Consider the following 15991-nt stretch of genomic DNA (forward strand, 5'->3'; position numbering starts at 1 on the left):
GTCAGCGGGGCAATATCTCGGTCGGGTGGGAGGAATGCTTCGGTCATGGCTTTTCAGCGCAGCAAAACCTCGGGTCGGTCGACAAGTCGCCACGGTCGCCGCCTGTCAGTGGCGCAAAGCTTCGGTCTAATGGCGAGGATGCTTCGTTGAGTAGGCTTGTGCAACCTGGCGCACACGACCCGGCGCACACAACTGGGAACCGCCTCAGATTGCGCTTGGAGAATTCTTCTTGTAAAGTATCTTCACGTAATTACAGATGCTTTATTTTTCAATGATGATGGCACCTGTTCCACCTCGATGAAGAGATCAAGGAAAATATAGTTAATGAAAAAGACGATATCAGTGGCGCTGGCGACAGCGCTAGCCCTGACGTGTATGGGCAGTGGAGGGACGGCGTTCGCCTCACCTCTCACTGATGCCGACATACAATCCTTGGCGAGCCAGATCCAGAAGATCAACGACGATGCTTCCACCCAGACTCCCGCAGTCCAGAATGATTCCGCAGCCGATTCCTCGGCCGATGCCGCGACAGATGCCGTGGAAGGCTGGACCATCGACGCCAACATAGCCAAGGGCGGAGAGATCCTGGCGATGGAGGACGGCTGGCTGCACTTCAAGTCCACTGCGGCGCACGGCAATGCGGCGGCGAACCCGAGCGCAGCCAATGACTGGCCTGCCGTGGCCATCTGGGGCACGGACTACGACTTCTCCAAGGCCGGTTCCTTCCACGCCACCATCAAGTCTCCGCAGGAAGGCTCGGCAAATCGATTCGGCTTCTATCTGGGATACAACGATCCCGGCAGCGGTCTGTTCATCGGTTATGACGCCCAAGGTTGGTTCTGGCAGACCTACACCGGCGGCGGCGAAGGCGACTGGTACAGCGGAGGCCGCATCGCCGCGCCCAGTGCCAACGACGAGCACGACGTCGTCGTCTCCTGGACCGACGCCAAAGTAGCCACGCTGACCGTCGACGGCCAGAAGGCATTCGACGTTGACTATTCCAAGATGACGAACCTCTCGAACAAACTCGCCATCAAGGCCGGCTCCTGGAAGTTGTTGAACCAGGTGACCGATGTGTATATCAAGGATTTTCCCGAAGTCACTGAAGCCGCCAAGTATGCGGTCTCCGGCAAGGTCGTCGACGCCGAGGGTGCCGCAATCGCCGGCGCAGCAGTGCGTCTGGGCGACGCCAAGGCGAAGACCGGTGAGGACGGCGGCTTCAGCTTCGCCGACGTCGAAGCCGGCGAATACACGCTGTCCGTCGCCAAAGACGGCTACGAGGACGTCTCACAGCAGGTGACCGTCTCCGACGCCGATCTGGCCATCGATCCGATCGTCCTCACCAAGTCTGCGGCGGTCAAGACCGAAACGCTCAAGACCAAGAAGATGGAAGTCCAGGTCAAGCAGAACTTCCCGGCCGTGCTGCAGTACACCATGGCCGATGGCAAGGTGATGTACGGCCAGACCAAGGATGTGCGCACCGTCCAGATCAACGGCACCAACATCGAACTGGCCGATGATGACGTGACCTTCAAGAAGGTCAGCGCCACCGAAGCCACATACACGCTGAAGGTCAAGGACGAAGCCAAGAAGATCGACGCGGTGATCACCGTCGAGATCAAGGTCGAGAAGAACCAGCTGCATCTCAACGTCACCAAAATCAAGAACAATCTGTCCGACGGCATCCCCGAAGGCAACGGTGTGGAGAAGAACGCCATCGAGACGCTCGCTTTCCCGAACCAGAGCCTGGTCTCCGTGCGCGCCAATCAGGACAGCGCCCAGTTCACCGGTACCACGATGTCGTCCAGCACGACAAAGCCCGGTGATGAGAACTTCGTCATCACCGACGACACCAGCTACACCGACCGCGACTACACGTACGGTTTCGTCTCCGGTGCCGGCCTGAGCGCCGGCCTGTGGTCGAATTCCGAGCATGACGGTCGCGCCGCATACGCCGGCGTCCGTGGCGGCAGCCAGAACACGCGCGTCTACGCCACCACCCAGCAGACGGGTGAGACCACGTCCTTCGGTCTGGCCAGCGCTCCGTGGTACTACCACCGCACGGTCACCGATTCCAAGGGCAAGAAGTATACGGTGGCCGAAACCGCCATGCCGCAGATGTCCGTCGCCATCGCAGGCGATGAGAACGAGGACGGTGTGGTCAACTGGCAGGATGGCGCGATCGCTTATCGCGACATCATGAACAATCCGTACAAGTCCGAGGAAGTGCCTGAGCTGGTGGCATGGCGCATCGCCATGAACTTCGGCTCCCAGGCGCAGAACCCGTTCCTCACCACGCTTGACAACGTCAAGAAGGTGGCGCTCAACACGGACGGCCTCGGCCAATCCGTGCTGCTCAAGGGCTACGGCAACGAAGGCCACGACTCCGGCCATCCGGATTACGGCGACATCGGGCAGCGTATCGGCGGCGCCGAGGACATGAACACGCTGATGACCGAAGGTGCCGAATACGGCGCCCGCTTCGGCATCCATGTCAACGCCTCCGAAATGTATCCGGAAGCCAAGGCCTTCAGCGAGGACATGGTCCGCCGCAACGCGGCAGGCGGTCTGAGCTACGGCTGGAACTGGCTCGATCAGGGCATCGGCATCGACGGCATCTACGATCTGGCCTCCGGCTCCCGCCTCAGCCGTTTCGCGGAGCTGAAGGACGAAGTCGGCGACAACATGGACTTCATCTATCTCGACGTGTGGGGCAACCTGACCTCCTCCAGCTCGGAGGATTCGTGGGAGACCCGCAAGATGAGCAAGATGATCAACGACAACGGCTGGCGCATGACCACCGAATGGGGCTCCGGCAACGAGTACGATTCGACCTTCCAGCACTGGGCGGCCGATCTGACTTACGGCGGCAAGGACCTCAAGGGCGAGAACTCCGAAGTGATGCGCTTCCTGCGCAACCACCAGAAGGACAGCTGGGTCGGCGATTACCCGAGCTACGGAGGCGCGGCCAACGCCCCGCTGCTCGGCGGATACAACATGAAGGACTTCGAGGGCTGGCAGGGCCGCAACGACTATGCCGCCTACATCGAGAACCTGTTCACCCATGACGTGTCCACCAAGTTCATCCAGCACTTCAAGGTGACCCGCTGGGTCAACAACCCGCTGCTCACCTCGGACAACGGCAACGCCAACGCGGTGACCGACCCGAATACGAACAACGGCAACGAGCAGATCACGCTCAAGGACTCCAACGGCAACGTCGTGGTCCTCTCCCGTGGCTCCAACGACGCCTCCAGCGCCGCCTACCGCCAGCGCACCATCACTCTCAACGGCAAGGTCGTGGCCTCCGGCGAAGTCTCTGCCGGCGACGGCTCCGCCACCGGCGACGAGTCGTACCTGCTGCCGTGGGTGTGGGATTCCTCCACCGGCGAGGTCGTCAAGTCCAGCGACGAGAAGCTCTACCACTGGAATACCAAGGGCGGCACCACCACTTGGACGCTGCCCGACAGCTGGAAGAACCTCTCCAGCGTGAAGGTGTACCAGCTCACCGACCAGGGCAAGACCAACGAGCAGACCGTCGCCGTCTCCGGCGGCCAGGTGACGCTCACCGCCGACGCCGAGACCCCGTACGTGGTGTACCAGGGCGAGGCCAAGCAGATCACGGTCAACTGGAGCGAGGGCATGCATGTGGTGGACGCCGGCTTCAACGGCGGCTCCGACACGCTCAAGTCCAACTGGACCGTCACCGGCATCGGAAAGGCCGAAGTCGAGGGCGAGAACAACGCCATGCTGCGCCTGAGCGGCAAGGTCAGCGTCGCCCAGCGTCTGACCGACCTCAAGGCCGGCCAGAAGTACGCCCTGTACGTCGGCGTCGACAACCGCAGTACCGGCGAAGCCTCGGTCACGGTGACCAGCGGCGGCAAGGTGCTCGCCACCAACGCCACCGGCAAGTCCATCGCCAAGAACTACATCAAGGCATACGGACACAACACGAACAGCAACACGGAAGACGGCTCCAGCTACTTCCAGAACATGTACGTGTTCTTCACCGCGCCTGAGAACGGCGACGCCACAGTAACCCTCTCCCGCAACAGCACCGACGAGGCGCACACGTACTTCGATGATGTGCGTATCGTGGAGAACGACTACTCCGGCATCACCTATGACGAGGACGGTGGCCTCAAGTCCCTCACCAACGGTTTCGAGAAGAACGCCCAGGGCATCTGGCCGTTCGTGGTCTCCGGATCCGAAGGCGTGGAAGACAACCGCGTCCACCTCTCCGAGCTGCATGCCCCGTACACGCAGGCCGGATGGGACGTCAAGAAGATGGACGACGTGCTCGACGGCACGTGGTCGGTGAAGATCAATGGTCTGTCCCAAAAGGGCACCCTCGTCTACCAGACGATCCCGCAGAACGTGCAGTTCGAGCCGGGTGCGAAGTACAAGGTGTCGTTCGACTACCAGTCCGGTTCCGATGACATCTACGCCATCGCGGTCGGCCAGGGTGAGTATTCGGCGAGTAACGTCAAGCTGACCAACCTGAAGAAGGCGCTCGGCGAGACCGGCAAGGCCGAATTCGAGCTGACCGGAGGCGTCAACGGCGACTCCTGGTTCGGCATCTACTCCACCTCCACCGCTCCGGACACCCAGAGCACCACCGGCAACGCCGCGAACTTCGGCGGATACAAGGACTTCGTGCTCGACAACCTCAAGATCGAGCGCGTGGCATCCGAAACCCGCACCAAGGCCGAAGCCAGCGACAAGCTCAAGGAAATCCAAGGCAAGTTCGACGGCAAGCAGTCCGAGGTCAGCGAAGCCGCATGGCAGACCTACCAGAACGCGCTGGTCAAGGCCCGCGTGCTCATCAACAAGGACGGCGCCACCGCCGACGACTTCACCAAGGCCTATGACCTGCTGGTCGCGCTCGCCGAATACATGGAAACCGCTCCCGGCAACGAGAGCAGCGACAAGTATGACGTGGCGATGGACGGTTCAGACCAGCTCGGCGGCTATGACGTGGAAGTCGGCAGCGCGCAGAGCAACTACGGCGACTACGAAGGCCCGAAGGAGTTCGCCCAGGACGGTTCCGCCAGCACCTACTGGCATACCAACTGGAGCGAGAACGCCGTCGGAAACGGCACGGCCTGGTACCAGTTCAACCTCAACGAGCCGACCACCATCAACGGTCTGCGGTACCTTCCGCGACCGGGTGGGGCGACTGTCAACGGCAAGATTTTGGGATACAGGATCCTGCTGACGCTGGCCGATGGCTCCACCAAGGAGGTCACCGGTGAGTTCACCTATGACACCGCTTGGCAGAAGGCCAGCTTCGACGCTGTGGACGACGTGGTCAGCGTACGCCTGATTGCACTCAGCTCCACAGGTTCCGGCGCCAATCAGGTCAACACATTCGCGTCCGCTTCCGAGCTGCGCCTCACCACCAACCGAGAGGTGGCGCCGGAGGAGACCGTGGTGGACAAGTCCGACCTCAAGGATGCGCTGGCTCAGGCCAATGCACTCAAGGAGTCCGACTACACGGCCGTAACATGGTCCGCCCTGATCAAGGCTCGCGACGCCGCCCAGACCGTGGCGGATGACGACAAGGCCTCCGCCTATGACGTGGCCCTCGCCACCGCGAACCTTGGAACCGCGATTGCTGGTCTCGAGCAGAAGGGCGAGGAACCTGGCCCCGGCCCGGTCGTGGTGGACAAGACGGACCTGCAGAACACCGTGAACAAGGCGGAATCCTTGAAGGAGTCCGACTACACGGCCGAAAGCTGGAAGGTCTTCGCGGCGGCGATGGGTTCAGCCAAGCAGGTGCTTGCCAATGAGCAGGCCACGCAGGGCGAGGTCAACACCGCGCTGGCTGATCTGCAGGATGCCATCGCCGGCCTCAAGGGCTCCATGCCTGACCCGGGCCCCGAGCCCGAGCCCGAGCCTGGCGCGGTGGACAAGACCACGTTGAACGCGACCATCAACAAGGCCGCCGCCATCAATCTGGCCCTGTACACCGATGACTCCGCGAACGCGGTGCGCGCGGCCCTGAAGAAGGCCCGTGCTGTCGCCGACGACGCGGACGCCACCCAGAAGCAGGTCGATGAGGCTCGCACGGCGCTGGAGAAGGCAATCGCCGCTCTGGTCAAGCGCGGCAATGCCTCCGACAAGGGTGATGGCAACATCTCCGATACCGGTGCCAACGTGGCGATGGTCGCCCTGGCCGGACTGCTGTTGGCCGGTGCCGGTGCGACCCTGGCCTACTGCCGCAGGCGCGGCCGGATCTGAGGCTGAAGCGCTGAACGTACGTCAGCGTACGTTCAGCGCGGCTTTACCCCACTTCTTCTCACCAAACGTACACTGACGGACGCTCAGCGTACGTTTGGTGAGAAAAGTACCGGTAGAACCTCATCAAACGTACACTGACCGCAACTCAGCGTACGTTTGGTGAGATATGGGTGGGCGAAGCCGCACCAAACGTACGCTGGGCAATAACGCTGGCCAATGTAGGTGTGCGCCCGCATTCACTATGTGACACGTTTTTCATCATCATCGCTGGCTCTGGTTTCCCCGGTCTTCCGGCATCCACTATCCTTGATGCCCGTTGTGCGTTGCGGCCCTAACTGGGCTGATGTGCCTGGCTGATGCGATATCGAACGCAACGATCACGCGAAGCAATCGACGAAGAGAGAAGGAAGGGGACACCATGTCCAACGACACTGAAGCGAAGGTTACCGAAACCAAGGTCGCCGAAGCTGAGGTATCCACAGAGCAGTCCGCCGAAGCCAAGCAGCCGGAAGCCAAGCAGGGCCTGTCGAAAGGTGCTATTGTCATCGCCATTATCGTCGCGGTGGCGCTGATCGCGGCCGCCGGCGTGTTCGGATACCGCGCATACGCGGACGCGCAGCTCAACAACGCGATGGCCGCATGCGCCACAGCGTCCGAGGACGTGCGCAACGCCACCAACGACTACAACAACCTCCTCAATGGCGACGCTTCCGATGCCGCCGCACTCACCAAGGATGACGTCAAAGACGCCTCCACGCTCGACGCGCTGAACAAGGCGATGGGTGCCGAAGTGCCGGTGTACGAAGGCTGCATCGCCGAGGATACCAATGGTTATCAGGCTGCCACCGACAAGCTCACCGAGCAGGCCGACTGGTACAAGACCCACACCGCATCCCTGCAGAAGGCCGTTGACGCCGTCAACGCCTCCAAGAAGTGACGCTTTCCACCGTCCGTTGCCCTCTCTGATAAGCCCCCTCTGATGAGGGAGGAGCTGCCGCGAAGCGGTGACGGAGGGCGGCAATGGAGATGGGCTGTTCCGTTTTCGCCTCCCTCTGATGAGGGAGGTGGCGCCGCGTAGCGGTGACGGAGAGAGAAGCCCAAGCAAGCGATGCAGTAGCTGCGGAAATGCATCACATCCAGAAAAGCGGCGTTGTCCTCGTCAATATCAAACAACAAACCGCAGATAGGTGCAATCATCGAACGAATCGTATCCCGGCGTGAATCCTTTGGTGGACCGGTACTCGCTGATGAGTGCCGGATCCTCGACCTTAAGCCGTTGCAGTGCCGCTTCGGAGTCGGCCAGCGTGGGCTTCAGTAGCGGGAAGCCATCGGAGGCGAGCACCACCTCGTCGCCGGGGCGGACGGTCACCGTGCGAATCGGATACGCGGAATCGGTAAATCCGTCGAATACAGAGTATCCGTAGGGGCCGCGCACGTTGGCGAACTGCGATTGCAGGCGCAGGAACGGCATGATCATCGCGCGCGCCGGGTCGGCGGCGTTTGCGGGAGCGGCTGAGTCGGCGGAGTCAGTGGAAGCGACTGTGTCTGCGGAGTCGGCGGCAACGGCTGCATCTGCGAAAACAGAGGGATCTCCGTTGCTGCCGCTGTCGTCACAAGATATAGATGTATTCCGAACAGTTGCGCCGGCGCCGAAAACCGGCTGATGCCGGGTCTGTCCGGAATCCCGATGCCGCAAGGCGAGCGTGGTGAAGGCGCGGAGCTCGCCGAGCAGCACATCGACCTGTTTCATCGTGGGTATCTGCTCGCCGTTGACCATGGCCTGACAGTCGCCGAACAGCCAGATTTCGCGTCGCGCAGCGCTGTAGACCACGGCGTTCGCTTGCAGTCGTTCGATGGGCTCGTGCTCGAAGATGGTGTACGGGTCGTCCGCACGGCCTCGGCTATCCCCGTCGGTGCGGTTGCCAGTATGGTCGCCGTTACCAGTGCGGTTGCCGGTGTAGACGTTGCCGCGATTGTGATTGTGATTGCTATTGCTGTCGACGGCGAAGCGCTCTTCTGCGGTGCTGCAAGATTCGCGATATTCGCGATAGGCACGCTGGAATCGCGTATCGATGGCGAGCTGCGTTTGTCGCATCGTGGCGGAATCAGGCAAGGCCGCTATGGTCTCGAGCACAAGATCCTTGGCAACTGCGCCGCCGCACGGCCGCCATAGGTGACGGATGCTTTTGCTGGTCACCCCGTCCACCACGGCCGCGAATCCGTCCGTGATGGCGAGCCCGTCCTCGTTGAGCGACTGGTCGGGTCGCTTGCCGCGGCAATACTGTTCGATAACGCGCATCTCCGGCCTCCTTGTGGCGTGGGCTCCATCATATGATGAATGGTTGAACGTCTGTGCGTGATGCCGGATGTCCTGAATTGTTCTGAACGGAGAGGAACACTGTCATGCAGCGCCCGATTATGACCTCGCGCTCGTTTCTGCGCACACCGTCCGAGCCGGCCGGCCCCGGTGACGAATCGACCATCCAGGATTTGGTGGACACGCTGGAAGCCAACCGTTCGCGCTGCGTCGGTATGGCGGCGAACATGATCGGCGTGGGCAAGCGCATCATCGCGTTCGTGGATGAGGATTTTGGCGGGCGTATCAACGTCATGCTCAATCCTGTGATCACCGCCACGGACGGTGCATATGAGACCGAAGAGGGATGTCTCTCGCTGACTGGCGAGCGGCGCACGATCCGTTATCGTCGCATCGAAGTCGATTTCCGGGATCGACGCTTCCGGGAGCGCCATGCCACGTTCACTGGTTTCACCGCTGAAATCATCCAGCACGAAGTCGACCACTGCAATGGCATCGTCATCTGATTGGGGCTGATTGGGGTCGATTGGGGTCGATTGGGATGACGCGCGGTGCTGCGGGGTGCCGAGTGCAATGATTCTCGGGCTGAAGCCGTCGATTTCGGGAATTTGTTGCACTGAGAGTCGCTCAGTGCAAGGATTTCGGGCTGAAGCCAACAATTTCGGGAATTACTTGCGCTGAGCTTGGCGAATGGTTCTTGGTCGATAGTTCCTATGGTCTGTTCTGATGACTGTGGTCGATGAGTGTCATCGCCACGTTGCATAGTGTGAGATATATCATGCTGTAGTTTCATATAATTCGGGCCGGGGTGTCGAAAAGGGTGCTATAGTGCTGTTTGTCGGTGTTGACAGGGGAGAGCGATGCCGGCGAATAGCGCATTGTGGATGTTTGATACTGTGCCCGTGAGGGGCGGCTCCTGTTCTTCTCTGTAGCCCGGCGAATATCGTATTTGTGTCACATACGAAGGGGTTCGCCTGCATGACAAAGGGAAATCGTTGGACAAGTGCGATCATTCCTGCACTGCTGATTCATATTCCGATCGGTACGGTCTACTGTTGGAGCGTGTTCAAGCAGCTCATAGCCGACCGCCTCCACGCCAGCCCGGCCTCGGTGGAATGGGGCTTCTCGCTTGCCATCTTCTTCCTTGGCATGTCCGCCGCATTCGCCGGCCCGATGGTGGAGAAGAACATCCGGAAATCTGCGCTGGTGTCGATGATTTGCTTCGTGGTCGGCTTCGCAGGCACGGGCGTGAGCATCGCCCTGAACTTCCTGCCGGGCGTATTCATCTGCTACGGCGTGATCATGGGCGTCGGCCTGGGTGTTGGCTACCTGACGCCGGTCAAGAACCTGATGCTGTGGTTCGCCGATAACAAGGGCCTCGCCACCGGCATCGCTGTCGCCGGATTTGGGTTAGCCAAGGCCATCGCCAGCCCGGTCATGGAATTTCTGATCGGCGCCGTGGGTCTGGTCGCCATGTTCTATATCCTGGCCGCGGTCTATGCGGTGATGATGCTGATCGGCTTCCTGCTCATCAAGCGTCCCGCCGGCTGGGTCTACGATCCCGCCACCTCACACGTGAGCCGTCGGTCGATTCTCAGGAAGCCTGTGTTCTGGGGCATCTGGATCGCGTTCTACATCAACATCACCTGTGGCCTCGCGCTGATCAGCCAGGAGAAGGACATCCTGCACGACGTGCTCAAGGCATTCCCGCAGTACGCCGGGCTGAGTCCGACTGAATTCGCCGCGGCGATTGCCGGCGTGATCGGACTGGTGCTCGCCGTGGACTCCGTGTTCAATACGGCCGGCCGCGTGGGCTTCTCCACGCTGTCCGACCATCTCAAGCGCCGCGAGACCGTGTATCAGGTGATTTTCATCATGTCGATTGCCGTGTGCGTATTGCAGATGGCCGTCAACAGCATAGACAATGCCCTGCTATGGGCGGTGCTGGCCATGCTGTTCCTTGTCAACGCCGGCTATGGTGGTGGCTTTTCCACGTTGCCGGTGCTGCTCGACCAGCATTTCGGCACCAAGACCGTCTCCACCACACACGGCCTGACGTTGAGCGCCTGGGCGTTCGCCGGATTGTCCGGCAACCAGCTGGCGGCGTTCGTGGTTGCGCATGCACCTGATCAGGTGCATCGGTATGCGGCGCTCATTCCTGTGCTCGCCGGTTTGTTCACAGTGGGGCTGATCAGTATCAGTTTGGTCACCTACTTCGGCGGACGCCGTGAGGTTCGCGAGGCGTAGTGCCTCGATTGAGGTTTCGATGTGAGGCCGTTTGGCTCAGGAAATCCTCGGTTTGGTGGTACTCAGTGCAAAGATTTCGGGCTGAAGCCAACAATCTCGGGAATTACTTGCGCTGAGTCGGTGTCAGTGCAAGGATTTCGGGCTGAAGCCGCCAGTTTCGGGAATTTGTTGCGCTGAGCCGTTTGGGCACTTGTGGTTGGTTCGATTTGGTTCGCGATATAGTTGTCACTGGAGATAGTTACATAGGTTTCCGGTGTTCCTCAACCATTAAACAAAGGTGTGTCTGTCATGTTTGGGCTTTTCAAGAAAAAGACGACAAACGATAATAATGATGCTGCCAATACAGCCAATTCCAGTAATGTCGATACTGGATTGAAGTCTTGGCATTATTCGCCCGATGAGAACAAGATGGTTCCCTGTGCGACCACTCCATGCAGTCAGCACGGAGATACAGATGTTATAGCTGCCAACGAGTATTTCGCAACTATGGAAATCAATCAAAGAATCAGTGCGCGTTATGGAATCAGAGCGCGTTATACTGGCGATTTGAATCCTAATACAGTTTTTCCTGATGATTATGAACAGTTTGCTCTATTCAGAGATAATAAATACGCTGAGTTAGTTAGTTTTAATACGATTTATGTTGGTAATCTAAGATATGCTCCGGCTGTTAAAAAATGGTATTGGCGGAATGATGCATATTCTGACTATACCATTAATTTTGCTAAACGATGTGAGTATTGCCATGGCACTGGATTGGTTAATGAGAAAATGTGCTCAAATTGCGGTGGAAAAAAATACAGCGCGAAGTGCAGTGCTTCTCCATCTGATATGGTTCTCATTCAAGATGTCAAAGATGAGGATGATAAGAGTTTTCATGATTTTGTTAAACAATACCCGGATGATTTTAATGAGTATATGAGACATGTAATCATTTCCAATACTTATCTTGCCAATGATGGCGAGAAAGCATTGTATTCTCAGGAATTGAAGAAGAATTTCAAGAGCGAGGTTGTGAATGACTGTATGGCATTTCTTCGTAGAATGAGGAGTCTGAAATACAATTATAGAGAAATGATGAAAGGAAAGAATATTGATAGTATTAACGGTTCTACGGTTATGATTCCTTATTCTCATCTTTGGGTTAACGAAAAAATTACCAATCATAGAATGGCAATATTATCAACTCATGCTTATAATGACAGGAAAACCGGTGAGAAAAAAGTTATTTTATATTGCAGAGATAACCAAGGTAAAGTATATAAATTATTTACATCATATAATATAAAATGTACACCAGGTAATTGTATGCCGGGTAATATAGTGCATGTAAAATCAGCATATATATCTGCGTATGACCCAGATGATGCTGGTCGTCCATATTTGAAGCTTAGAAATGCAGAGATTGCAATAATTGATCCAGAAATACCGGGGTTATATGAATAAGATATCTTATTCATTACCGCATAATAATATTTGCAAGATTATTTGTTTCATAGTTTAACCAGTAATCAATGCTTGCTTGGTTATCGGCCCCTTCTGATGGACGTTGCCGTGAGGCAAACAGCGGAGCTGTTTGTAGGCAACGTGCGAGCCGGCAGGCGAGCCAGCAAACTGCGCGCGCAGCGCGTCAATACTTGCAGGACGGGCTGTCAGCGAAGCTGACTGGGGGAGAGACTGGGACGGCTGTGTTGTGTGTTTCTCTCCCTCACCCGGCTGTCGCCGGGAGCTCCCTCATCAGAGGGAGCCAGCATTTGTGGCATAGCCCTCTCTGATGGCTCGTAGCTGACTGGGGGAGAGACCTGAGGCGTACCGCCACATTGGATGGCGACGAGCAACGAGGCGTCAGATGTCGGTATCGCCTTGCAAGTCCCGCAGATGCTGCATCAGGTACAGAATCGAGCCGTCATCCAGATAATCGCAGAGCGCGCCGTCGCAGAACCGCTCCTCGCGGGTGGGGAACAGCAGCAGGGTTAGTGTGCTGTCCAGATCGAGATTGTCGAAGTCCCCATCCCGGTAGAAATCGGCCAGATCGCGCGGATTGTCCAAGTTAAGATTTTCGAGGTACTCGTGGTAATCGCCGCGGTCGCCCCACGCCTTGTACACCGCTTTCCACCATTCATCAATGAGCGGGTCGTAAGAGACGCCGTGGAAGACGGTCTTGCCGTCGACCTCCTCCGACAGGTGGGAATTGTCATACAGACGGCGCCCTGTCTTTTGAGCATCCTCAAAGCGCGGAATGAGCGCGATGAGCTGACGCAGCCCCTCCTCCTCGTCGCGGGCCGTCTTCTCGGCCTTCTGGAATGCGGCGACCTCCCACGAGCGCGGGTGCAGCCCTGGCAGATTGAGCGCCGCCTTCGCGATCAGCGTCTCCAGCAGCTCGGTGCCACGCATCTCCTCCTCCCACGGATTGCCTTCATCGCCGTACAGCAGACCGGCCAACCCGCCTGCGACCGCGGCGGTCGTGTCGGTGTCGCCGCCGAGATTCACCGCAGCGAGTACGCAATCCCGGTAATTGTCCGTGTTGACCAAGCACCACACTGCAGACAGCATCGTGTCCAACACGAATGTGCCTGACTTGATCCGGCGGCGTTCGCAGAACCGCAGGTCCTCGGGTATGTTGGCGATCTTGCACACCTCCGTACGCGAGTAGGCGGTGCCTTCGGCCAGCAGAAGGCGAGCGATGCGGATGAAGCGCACGCATATATCAGTGCTGATCCGGTGGGCATGGGTGATGGCGCTCACGCGGCGGATGTCGTCGTCGGAGCAATCGGTGAAAGCCAAAGGAAGGATGCGCATCAGCGAGCCGTTGCCGTTGTCGTACTCGTCGGTGCCACCGTGGCCCGAGGCGAGCGCATGGCTCGTGGTGGTGCCGATGTCGAATACGGCGCCGTCCGGCGTGTATTCGCCGGACTTGGCCCATGCGCGATATTTGGCGAGCATGTCGTCGGTGTCCACGCGCCCGCCGTGTTCGGCGAGGGAATCCAGCGTGGCGAGCATCATCGCGGTGTCATCCGACCATGTGCCGGCCGGCTGGTTGTGCGTGCCGTGGCCGATCATGCCAGTGCATTCGAAGGTGTCGCGACGCTGGAATTCGTAGGGTACGCCGAGGGCGTCGCCGACCGCTTGACCGTAGACGGCGGCATGCAGACGTGCGAAGTCGGCGATGGAGAAGTGGCCGGCCTCGCGGATCCGCTTCCAGGGGAATTGCGCGACCGCCGCATGCTTCGGGCAGAAGAAGGCCGCGCGTCCTTCGATGTCGACCCAGCCAGCGTCGAGGACTATATCCTGTGCTGCGCTCGGGTCGTTGTCATATTCGCTGGTGTCCACCGTCATGTCACAATTCGCGTAAGCACAGTGGACGATGAACGGGTTGAGTCCTTGTTCGTAATCGTCGAACAGCAATGTCATGTGTCCTCCTTCGCTCCGGCGCGGTCTTCCCACGCGGATTCGTTGTTTTCAGCGCGGGTGTCTGGCGGCTTCGCCGATCATGACCATTCCACGCTGCTATTGTGCATTAACCGGACAACACAAACGAAAGGTTGCGTCGGCGTGTCGGCCGCCAATCGGAGGCTAATCGGAGGCGGGCTGTTTGTCGACAAACCCAGCGAATGCCGTTGGGGAGCGAAGCCGTTCTGCCTGCACGCGGCGATGCTGAAACTGTTCTGCAATATTTGCCGGGAAGGCATGCTCGATGCCGTCACCGAGTTCGCGCCGAGCGCCCTACGCGGCGATCTGCGCCTTGTAATGCTCGCCCCAGTCGCGCAGGGCGTCGATGACGGCGCTCAGGCTGCGCCCGGTGCTTGGTCAGCGAGTATTCGACGCGCGGCGGCACTTCGGCGTACACTTCGCGGTGCACAAGGCCGTCGGCCTCCATCTGACGCAGGTTCGAAGTGAGCACTTTCTGCGAGATATTGCCGATTGACCGGCGCAGTTCACTGAAGCGTTTGGTGCCGTCCAGCAGATCGCGCACGATAAGGATCTTCCATTTGTCGGAAATCAGGGTGAGTGTCGTCTCTACTGGACACGCCGGTAGTGTGTTGACATCGACCATACATAACCCTTCACTATCGTTGGAATCATCCAATAGTTCCTTTTGAGTAACTATAGCACTTTAGAGTGCCTTCTTCCATAAATGGAAGTACAGCATTATCGTACGGCATATCGGCGGATCACCGATGCGACTGACGAGCGTCGACGTGACGCACGAGCGCTGGCACGGAAACCGGAATCGGCAATCGTGGGCCACGCGAACGTTCCGACGTGAAGTGGACATACGTTTCGCCCGCCGCCGACTTCCAGGCGGACGGTCCGCGTACGGGCTCATATGTTCTGGCCGGCGAGGAGTTCACCACGAATGCGGACGGCGAGAGCGCCATCAGCTACGCCGACTACGCCATCGCCATCGTCGACGAGCTGTTCGCCGCGCCGGCTGCCGCGCACATCGGCGAACGCATTTCCGTGCGCTGGTAACACTGCGCCTGCCCTCGATGCTTGGCGACGCGGCGCGCGGCCTCGTCAATCGTGCTTCTACCGTTCTGATGCATTGTCCTGTAATCGCCGATTGTGAACGTGTTTGTAGCATAGGGTGTTGGTCGTTGGGAAATGCCCGCGCCATCCAAGGCGGTCGGGGCTTGTGATGGTTTTTGGCGGTGGTTTTCACTGTATCTCGCAGTTGTGTGTGTCGCCGGCCGGTGATTGGGGGATGTGAGGAGTTCCTGTCGTGTTGTCGGTGTCGGATAATGGCGGGATTGCAAGTGTTGTGGGTTTCTTGCCCGGAGGTCTTGCGGCCGTGTGCTCGACCGATGGTACACACAACTGCAAGATATGCTCTGCGGCTTGCGGGATATGCCCCGAGGCGGGCATGCTGAATCGAAATGGTGCCGGTCGTTTCGCGGCCGCTACCGTTTTGCCGAGGCTTGAGTGTTCTCGGCATGCGGAGCTGGGGCGGATCGTGTTGCGGGCCGGAGGCAACGGCTTGTTCCTCCCTATGCCTGCCATCCGCCGGCGGGGCTCGACTGAAATAAAAAAGCCCTTTTCCTTTGGATGGGAAAAGGGCGATGGCGGAGGATACGAGATTCGAACTCGTGAGGCTGTTACACCAACACGCTTTCCAAGCGTGCGCCATAGACCACTAGGCGAATCCTCCATGCGAGCGGTATTTGCTGGAAGCAAGCTCCGCAG

General features: G+C 58.8%; 7 protein-coding genes, 1 tRNA gene and 2 pseudogenes. 6 read left to right on the top strand and 4 right to left on the bottom strand.

The annotated features are described in order from the left end of the window. Positions 1-324: 324 nt before the first annotated feature. Together BW09_RS09430 and BW09_RS09435 are read left to right on the top strand one after the other, a co-directional pair. Entirely contained in the window at positions 325-6243 is a 5919-nt protein-coding gene (locus tag BW09_RS09430; protein ID WP_044089801.1) for an endo-alpha-N-acetylgalactosaminidase family protein, read from the top strand. A 418-nt stretch (positions 6244-6661) separates the two neighbouring features. Continuing rightward, positions 6662-7180 carry a hypothetical protein gene (locus tag BW09_RS09435; RefSeq protein ID WP_044089803.1) on the top strand — a complete coding sequence of 173 codons (519 nt, stop codon included), beginning with the start codon at positions 6662-6664 and terminating at the stop codon, positions 7178-7180. Positions 7181-7408: 228 nt separating this feature from the next. On the opposite strand, the gene BW09_RS11225 is transcribed toward BW09_RS09435, so the two are convergent. Next, entirely contained in the window at positions 7409-8542 is a 1134-nt protein-coding gene (locus BW09_RS11225) for a hypothetical protein (protein ID WP_044089804.1), read from the bottom strand. A 104-nt stretch (positions 8543-8646) separates the two neighbouring features. Between BW09_RS11225 and BW09_RS09455 the strand changes: the two genes are divergently transcribed. From BW09_RS09455 to BW09_RS09465, 3 genes are all read left to right on the top strand, one after another. Further along, positions 8647-9066: a peptide deformylase gene (locus tag BW09_RS09455; protein ID WP_044089805.1), complete on the top strand. Its 420-nt coding sequence runs from the start codon at positions 8647-8649 to the stop codon at positions 9064-9066. A gap of 472 nt (positions 9067-9538) precedes the next feature. After that, entirely contained in the window at positions 9539-10807 is a 1269-nt protein-coding gene (locus tag BW09_RS09460) for an OFA family MFS transporter (RefSeq protein WP_044089806.1), read from the top strand. Positions 10808-11095: 288 nt separating this feature from the next. Further along, positions 11096-12253: a hypothetical protein gene (locus tag BW09_RS09465; protein WP_140464017.1), complete on the top strand. Its 1158-nt coding sequence runs from the start codon at positions 11096-11098 to the stop codon at positions 12251-12253. A 399-nt stretch (positions 12254-12652) separates the two neighbouring features. On the opposite strand, the gene BW09_RS09470 is transcribed toward BW09_RS09465, so the two are convergent. Both BW09_RS09470 and BW09_RS09475 read right to left on the bottom strand, forming a co-directional pair. After that, a complete protein-coding gene (locus BW09_RS09470) occupies positions 12653-14218 on the bottom strand; it encodes an ADP-ribosylglycohydrolase family protein (RefSeq protein ID WP_219846526.1) in 1566 nt (521 codons plus the stop codon). Positions 14219-14530: 312 nt separating this feature from the next. Then, positions 14531-14890: pseudogene (locus BW09_RS09475) on the bottom strand (winged helix-turn-helix transcriptional regulator). A 165-nt stretch (positions 14891-15055) separates the two neighbouring features. Here BW09_RS09475 and BW09_RS09480 point away from each other — a divergent pair. Then, positions 15056-15280, top strand: a pseudogene (locus BW09_RS09480) (NAD(P)-dependent oxidoreductase); the annotation flags it as partial. A gap of 588 nt (positions 15281-15868) precedes the next feature. Here the strand turns inward: BW09_RS09480 and BW09_RS09485 are convergent. After that, a tRNA-Ser gene (locus tag BW09_RS09485) sits at positions 15869-15956 on the bottom strand. Positions 15957-15991: the final 35 nt, after the last annotated feature.

The sequence above is a fragment of the Bifidobacterium sp. UTCIF-1 genome (assembly GCF_006408915.1).
Taxonomy (GTDB): domain Bacteria; phylum Actinomycetota; class Actinomycetes; order Actinomycetales; family Bifidobacteriaceae; genus Bifidobacterium; species Bifidobacterium reuteri.

What these genes read in the sequence shown, in the direction of transcription:
- BW09_RS11225 (WP_044089804.1), bottom strand. Translation starts at nt 8,542, where the DNA reads ATGCGCGTTATCGAACAGTATTGCCGCGGCAAGCGACCCGACCAGTCG.
- BW09_RS09465 (WP_140464017.1), top strand. Translation starts at nt 11,096, where the DNA reads ATGTTTGGGCTTTTCAAGAAAAAGACGACAAACGATAATAATGATGCT.
- BW09_RS09460 (WP_044089806.1), top strand. Translation starts at nt 9,539, where the DNA reads ATGACAAAGGGAAATCGTTGGACAAGTGCGATCATTCCTGCACTGCTG.
- BW09_RS09455 (WP_044089805.1), top strand. Translation starts at nt 8,647, where the DNA reads ATGCAGCGCCCGATTATGACCTCGCGCTCGTTTCTGCGCACACCGTCC.
- BW09_RS09470 (WP_219846526.1), bottom strand. Translation starts at nt 14,218, where the DNA reads ATGACATTGCTGTTCGACGATTACGAACAAGGACTCAACCCGTTCATC.
- BW09_RS09430 (WP_044089801.1), top strand. Translation starts at nt 325, where the DNA reads ATGAAAAAGACGATATCAGTGGCGCTGGCGACAGCGCTAGCCCTGACG.
- BW09_RS09435 (WP_044089803.1), top strand. Translation starts at nt 6,662, where the DNA reads ATGTCCAACGACACTGAAGCGAAGGTTACCGAAACCAAGGTCGCCGAA.